The sequence below is a fragment of the Haemophilus sputorum HK 2154 genome (assembly GCF_000287615.1).
Taxonomy (GTDB): Bacteria; Pseudomonadota; Gammaproteobacteria; order Enterobacterales; family Pasteurellaceae; genus Haemophilus_A; species Haemophilus_A sputorum.
Window position 1 is genome coordinate 63,502 of sequence record NZ_ALJP01000005.1, and the last position, 6,565, is coordinate 70,066.

A 6,565-nucleotide genomic window follows, 5' to 3' on the forward strand; every position below is an offset into this window, starting at 1 on the left:
GGAGAAAGATTATGGCAGGTGCGAAAGAGATAAGAACCAAAATTGCGAGTGTTCGTAATACGCAAAAAATTACGAAAGCAATGGAAATGGTTGCAACCTCTAAAATGCGTAAAACGCAAGAGCGTATGTCGGCTTCTCGCCCGTATTCGGAAACTATCCGTAAGGTGATCAGCCATATTGCAAAAGGCAGCATTGGTTATAAGCACCCGTTTTTAACTGAACGTGAGATTAAAAAAGTAGGTTACTTAATCGTATCTACAGACCGCGGCTTATGTGGCGGTCTTAACATCAATTTATTCAAAGCAACATTGAATGAATTTAAAACATGGAAAGATAAAAACGTTAGTGCAGAGCTTGGCTTAGTGGGTTCAAAAGCGGTAAGTTTTTACCAAAGTCTTGGTTTAAATGTGCGTTCTCAAGTTATTGGTTTAGGTGATAATCCTGAAATGGAACGTATTGTGGGTATGGTAAATGAAATGATTGATGCCTACCGCAATGAAGAAGTGGATGCAGTGTTTGTGGCGTATAACCGTTTTGAAAACACAATGTCACAAAAACCGGTTATCGCACAATTACTTCCGTTACCAAAATTAGCAGATGACGAATTAGAGACTAAAGGTTCATGGGATTATATTTATGAACCAAATCCACAAGTATTGTTGGACAGTTTATTAGTTCGTTACTTGGAAACTCAGGTGTATCAAGCGATTGTAGATAACCTTGCTTCTGAACAAGCCGCTCGAATGGTAGCAATGAAAGCCGCAACAGACAACGCGGGTACTTTAATTGATGAATTACAATTAGTGTACAACAAAGCTCGCCAAGCAAGCATTACAAATGAATTAAATGAAATTGTCGCCGGTGCGGCAGCAATTTAGAGAAAAGAGGAACGGTAATGGCAACAGGAAAAATTGTACAGATCATCGGTGCGGTGATTGACGTTGAATTCCCACAAGATGCAGTACCAAAAGTATATGATGCGTTAAAAGTAGAATCAGGTTTAACGCTTGAAGTCCAACAACAATTAGGTGGTGGACTTGTTCGTTGTATCGCACTCGGTACATCAGACGGTTTAAAACGTGGTTTAAAAGTTGAAAATACTCACAACCCAATTCAAGTACCAGTGGGTACTAAAACATTGGGTCGTATTATGAACGTGTTAGGTGAGCCAATCGATGAAAAAGGTCCTATCGGCGAAGAAGAACGTTGGGATATTCATCGTGCAGCACCAAGCTACGAAGAACAATCAAACAGTACGGAACTACTTGAAACCGGTATCAAAGTTATCGACTTAATCTGCCCATTTGCAAAAGGTGGTAAAGTTGGTTTATTCGGTGGTGCGGGTGTAGGTAAAACCGTTAACATGATGGAATTAATACGTAACATCGCGATCGAGCACTCAGGTTACTCAGTGTTTGCAGGTGTTGGTGAACGTACCCGTGAAGGTAACGACTTCTATCATGAAATGACAGACTCTAACGTATTAGATAAAGTATCGTTAGTGTATGGCCAGATGAATGAACCACCAGGTAACCGTTTACGTGTAGCATTAACTGGCTTGACCATGGCTGAAAAATTCCGTGATGAAGGTCGTGATGTATTATTCTTCGTGGATAATATCTATCGTTATACCCTTGCTGGTACTGAAGTATCTGCGCTATTAGGTCGTATGCCATCTGCGGTAGGTTACCAACCAACATTAGCAGAAGAAATGGGTGTGTTACAAGAACGTATCACCTCAACCAAAACGGGTTCTATCACCTCTGTACAAGCGGTGTACGTACCAGCAGATGACTTAACTGACCCATCGCCAGCGACAACCTTTGCGCACTTAGACTCAACAGTCGTATTAAGTCGTAACATCGCATCACTTGGTATTTACCCAGCGGTTGACCCATTAGACTCAACTTCACGTCAATTAGATCCATTAGTTGTAGGTGAAGAACACTATAACGTAGCTCGTGGTGTACAAGGTACATTACAACGTTATAAAGAGTTAAAAGATATCATCGCAATTCTTGGTATGGATGAATTATCTGAAGACGATAAATTAGTGGTAGCACGTGCGCGTAAAATCGAACGTTTCTTATCACAACCATTCTTCGTTGCTGAAGTATTCACAGGTTCACCAGGTAAATATGTATCATTAAAAGACACAATTCGTGGCTTTAAAGGTATTTTAGAAGGCGAATTTGACCATATTCCAGAACAAGCGTTCTATATGGCAGGCTCAATTGACGAAGTTGTGGAAAGAGCAAGTAAGATGTAATTGTTCCCTAACTTCATAGGAACGCAAGGAGAACAAAATGGCATCTCAATTTGAACTTAACGTAGTCAGTGCAGAGCAAAAAATTTTCTCAGGGCAAGTTGTTAGCGTACGAGTAACAGGGATTGATGGTGAGTTAGGTGTGTATGCAGGGCATACCCCATTATTAACTGCTATCAAACCTGGTATGGTGAAATATACTTTAGCTGATGGTAATGAAGCATTTATTTATGTTTCAGGGGGCTTCTTAGAAGTACAGCCAACAGTAGTTACCGTACTAGCAGATGTGGCGATTCGAGGCGAAGAACTTGATCGACAACGCATCTTAGCAGCTAAACGTAAAGTAGAGGAAAGTTTAAGCAAGGCCAACGATGTTGACCTTTCAGCAAAACTTTCTCGCGAAATCGCAAAACTGCGTGTTTACGATATTGTTAGCTCACAGCTTTCAAGAAGAAGATAAAAATGATAAACCCCAACCGAAAGGTTGGGGTTTTTGTTTTGTAGGATGTGTGAACGAAGCTCACATACGCAAGCGGTGGATTTTCTATAAAGATTTGCAAATTTTTCAGGGATATTGACCGCTTATCTAACTCTTCTCTTTATAGCAATATTGAAATTCTATCAATAAAAACATCTTGCTTTTCCATTCTAGCTTTAACTTCCAGTAATATGGTTTCATTTTTTCTCCTTATTTTTATTTGCAAACTGAAAATTTGATAATAACTAATTGTGCAAAAAAAAAACAAGTTATAATCAAATTTTAATCAAAATACTTTAAGGGGATTATAAATGAAAGATTTAACATCTTTTAATCTTATTCGACTTTTAAGTGTGGTAGAAACAATAATGACACAGGAAGCATTTTTTCAGCAATTACCGAAAGCAGGTTTTAGACATTTTCAATCTTATTCTCAACAAAATGGAATTTTCCTAATTTATCGGGATATTCTGATTAGTCAAGATGATTTTAAAGGTAAAAATGTTAATGATTGGGGAAATGAAGAGCATCGCAGTTTGCAAGAAATTCTTAAAGAAAACAAAATTCTAGCAAGATGTTTAAGTAGTATGGTTGTGCAATCTGAATTGCTTAGCATTCCAACGGAAGATGTTGTTTATGATGGCAAAACGGTTTGTTTGGAAGTTTATCCTCAAGTTGAAGCTTATATCGGAGGATTGTTGAATAGAGAGCCTTGTATCACGGAGTAATAAAATGAAAAATAGAATAAAAAATTTAATTTTATCTATAGCAATGTTGTATGTTTCTTCGCAGGTAAATGCTACGACATATGAATTGCAAACATATGATCCTACAAGATTTGATCCTAAAAGTATGTTATTGAAAGCCAAGAGTTTTGATCCTGATAATAGTGGGTACTCTTTTGAGGCAAAAGATATCAATAAAGCAATTGAGTGGTATAAAAAAGCAGCTAATGCAGGAAATAAAGAAGCAATAAACTGGCTAGGAAAATATTATTTCAATAATAAAAATTATTCTAAAGCTTTATACTGGTTAGAAGAAAAAGGTGGAAGAAATTATCATGCTTGGAATGTGCCTAACTATAGTTATATGGTTGCAGAAATGTATCGTAAAGGGTTAGGTGTTCCACAAAATTATGAAAGAGCTATAGAAATTTATGAGGAAAATGAAGATAAAAGAGCTGATTTTCTCCGAGCGGAGCAACAAGGGCAGAAAATAGATCTTGATACTTTGCAAAAAGTAGCTGAATTGGGCGATCTTAACGCAATGAAATTGTTAGCAATTTTGTATGATTGTTATGGTGGAGGCAGTGGTTATCCTTACCTTAATGGTGCATGCTATAAGGATTCTGATAAAGATAAGCAAAATGCACGGAAAGCAGCACAATGGTACAAAAAAATAGTAGAACAAACCAATGATCCTGAAGCGATGTTTCTTGTAGCAACGAATGAAAGTTCTCAAGCGAAAAGATTTCAATGGTTCAAGAAATCTGCTGAACAAGGGTATTCTTGGGCTTTATATATGGTCGCTTATTCATATTATTATGAGGTCGGAACTGTAGGAGATGGAGATAGTGTTAAAAAATATGCAAAACTATCTTGTGAAGAAGGTATTGATTATGGTTGTTTGCTTTACAATAAAAGTTTAGAGTTTCCAACATTCAGGGAATGGTTTAATAATAGGTATCAAAAATAACAGGGATACGTTTTTACAAAGTGTTCTGCAAATTTCTTACAGAATATGATGTAATTAAAATAAATGAAATTCCGACTGAAAAAATGATCTGATCCCAAAAAGTTGGGGGTTTTATTTGTGAGGGATAAAGTTTACGCACACAAGCGGTAGATTTTCGATAACAATTTGCAAATTTTTTAGTGGAATCAACTGCTTGTCGAGGGTAACAAGTTACCTATTTTGGGTTGGTGTTACATTTTTATCCCAATAAATGCTCTTGTTATATAAGAAATATCTTATCTTGATATTTTATAGAGTATGGCATACAACATACAATATTGGGAGGTTGGGAACAGGTTGTGACCCTATCCCCTTCCCAGCAATTAGACTAATTTATTGAACACTGTAATCAGTAGATCTAGGATATAAATCATTATCTTAGCTCTACATGACTCAGCGACTAGGCTCACACTATTAACGGGTAGTGTGGATCGTTGTTATAGTGCAAATGATTTTATTATAGAACCGCCTTTTTAGGCGGTTTTCTTTTTCTCTAAGAAAATAAATTGTGACGAATGTCTAAAAACAGGAATAATTATCATTTAACTTTGTTGGGTTTGTGTTACACTTTGGTAACTCATTTATTAACAAAATTCAAAGAGGTCAAAATGATTATCTCATCCGCAAATGACTATCGCGAAGCTGCGCGTCGTCGCGTTCCTCCATTTATGTTCCACTATGCTGATGGTGGTTCTTATTCCGAACAAACACTAGCTCGTAATGTCAGTGATTTAGCCAATATTGCGTTAAGACAGCGCGTATTAAAAGATATGTCAGAGCTTGATACTGAAATTGAGCTATTTGGTGAAAAGCTTTCTATGCCGGTAACACTTGCACCAGTAGGGGCTTGCGGTATGTATGCGCGCCGTGGTGAGGTTCAAGCTGCACAGGCAGCAGAAAATAAAGGCGTACCATTTACGCTTTCAACGGTTTCTATTTGCCCGATTGAAGAAGTGGCGCCAGCAATTAAGCGTCCATTATGGTTCCAGCTTTATGTGTTGAAAGATCGTGGGTTTATGAAAAATGCACTTGAACGTGCAAAAGCAGCGGGATGTTCTACTTTAGTATTTACGGTAGATATGCCCACACCTGGTGCACGTTATCGTGATATGCATTCTGGCATGAGTGGTCCTTACAAAGAAATTCGCCGTGTATTACAAGGCATTACGCATCCTTATTGGGCATATGATGTTGGTCTTAAAGGTAAACCGCATACTTTAGGCAATGTTTCTATTTATACTGGAAAACAAATTGGTTTAGATGATTACATCGGCTGGCTAACAGAAAACTTTGATCCGTCTATTTCGTGGAAAGATTTAGAGTGGATTCGTGAGTTTTGGGATGGTCCAATGGTAATTAAAGGAATTCTTGATCCTGAAGATGCAAAAGATGCAGTACGTTTTGGTGCGGATGGTATTGTGGTTTCAAACCACGGCGGTCGCCAGTTAGATGGTGTGCTTTCTAGCGCAAGAGCCCTTCCTGCTATTGCAGATGCAGTGAAAGGTGATATTAAAATTATTGCAGATAGTGGTATTCGTAATGGCTTAGATGTGGTGCGTATGATTGCTTTAGGTGCGGATTGCACAATGATTGGACGCTCTTTTGTTTATGCATTAGGTGCAGCAGGTCGTCAAGGTGTTGAAAATATGTTGGATATTTTCAAAAAAGAAATGCGTGTAGCCATGACACTTACTAGCAATCGGACTATTGCAGATATTAAGCCAGATGCGCTAGTAGATTTAAGCAAATTATAATTTGCAAAATTTGGAGAAAAATAGACCGCTTGTTGATGTGAATTTATACTCACTGTCGCAATTTTCAACAAGTGGTAAAAAAATTAAAATTTTTTGCAAAAAAGACTTGCAAGGATTTGAGATTTCTCTATAATGCACCCCACACAACGACGCGCTGTTGTGAATCTTTAGAAAAAGCAGTGCGTCGTTTATTTTTGTTCTTTAACAACATATCAGACAATCTGTGTGGGCACTTGTTGATTGACTTGATTTAAAAATATTTTTTTAATTTTGAAGTCTTAATAGGTGCTAACTAGAAATTCATTATACTTTTTAAGTAGTGACATTTTATGT

6 protein-coding genes are annotated in these 6,565 nt (G+C 37.4%); all 6 read left to right on the plus strand.

Features of this window, described 5'->3' with window-relative positions; genetic code table 11:
- The first annotated feature begins 11 nt into the window (after nt 1–11).
- The 6 genes from atpG (at nt 12) to lldD (ending at nt 6,232) form a co-directional block, all read left to right on the plus strand.
- Nucleotides 12–878 carry a F0F1 ATP synthase subunit gamma gene (gene atpG, locus HMPREF1128_RS01575; RefSeq protein WP_007523479.1) on the plus strand — a complete coding sequence of 289 codons (867 nt, stop codon included), beginning with the start codon at nt 12–14 and terminating at the stop codon, nt 876–878.
- Nucleotides 879–895: 17 nt separating this feature from the next.
- Complete coding sequence (gene atpD, locus HMPREF1128_RS01580; RefSeq protein WP_007523430.1) at nt 896–2,269, plus strand: F0F1 ATP synthase subunit beta; 1,374 nt, start codon at nt 896–898, stop codon at nt 2,267–2,269.
- Nucleotides 2,270–2,306: 37 nt separating this feature from the next.
- Nucleotides 2,307–2,726 (plus strand): F0F1 ATP synthase subunit epsilon, encoded by a 420-nt coding sequence (locus tag HMPREF1128_RS01585; RefSeq protein ID WP_007523422.1) that lies wholly within the window; start codon nt 2,307–2,309, stop codon nt 2,724–2,726.
- 329 nt (nt 2,727–3,055) lie between these two features.
- Nucleotides 3,056–3,472, plus strand: a complete 417-nt coding sequence (locus HMPREF1128_RS01590; protein ID WP_007523445.1) for a hypothetical protein — start codon at nt 3,056–3,058, stop codon at nt 3,470–3,472.
- Between the two features lie 4 nt (nt 3,473–3,476).
- Nucleotides 3,477–4,439, plus strand: coding sequence for a tetratricopeptide repeat protein (locus HMPREF1128_RS10130; RefSeq protein WP_050989953.1), 963 nt, complete (start codon nt 3,477–3,479; stop codon nt 4,437–4,439).
- Between the two features lie 647 nt (nt 4,440–5,086).
- Nucleotides 5,087–6,232 carry an FMN-dependent L-lactate dehydrogenase LldD gene (gene lldD / locus HMPREF1128_RS01600; RefSeq protein WP_007523506.1) on the plus strand — a complete coding sequence of 382 codons (1,146 nt, stop codon included), beginning with the start codon at nt 5,087–5,089 and terminating at the stop codon, nt 6,230–6,232.
- The last annotated feature ends 333 nt before the right edge of the window (nt 6,233–6,565 follow it).

Bases quoted from the DNA above. Each gene is read 5' to 3' on its own strand.
- atpG (WP_007523479.1), top strand. From the start codon at position 12: ATGGCAGGTGCGAAAGAGATAAGAACCAAAATTGCGAGTGTTCGTAAT.
- atpD (WP_007523430.1), top strand. From the start codon at position 896: ATGGCAACAGGAAAAATTGTACAGATCATCGGTGCGGTGATTGACGTT.
- HMPREF1128_RS01585 (WP_007523422.1), top strand. From the start codon at position 2,307: ATGGCATCTCAATTTGAACTTAACGTAGTCAGTGCAGAGCAAAAAATT.
- HMPREF1128_RS01590 (WP_007523445.1), top strand. From the start codon at position 3,056: ATGAAAGATTTAACATCTTTTAATCTTATTCGACTTTTAAGTGTGGTA.
- HMPREF1128_RS10130 (WP_050989953.1), top strand. From the start codon at position 3,477: ATGAAAAATAGAATAAAAAATTTAATTTTATCTATAGCAATGTTGTAT.
- lldD (WP_007523506.1), top strand. From the start codon at position 5,087: ATGATTATCTCATCCGCAAATGACTATCGCGAAGCTGCGCGTCGTCGC.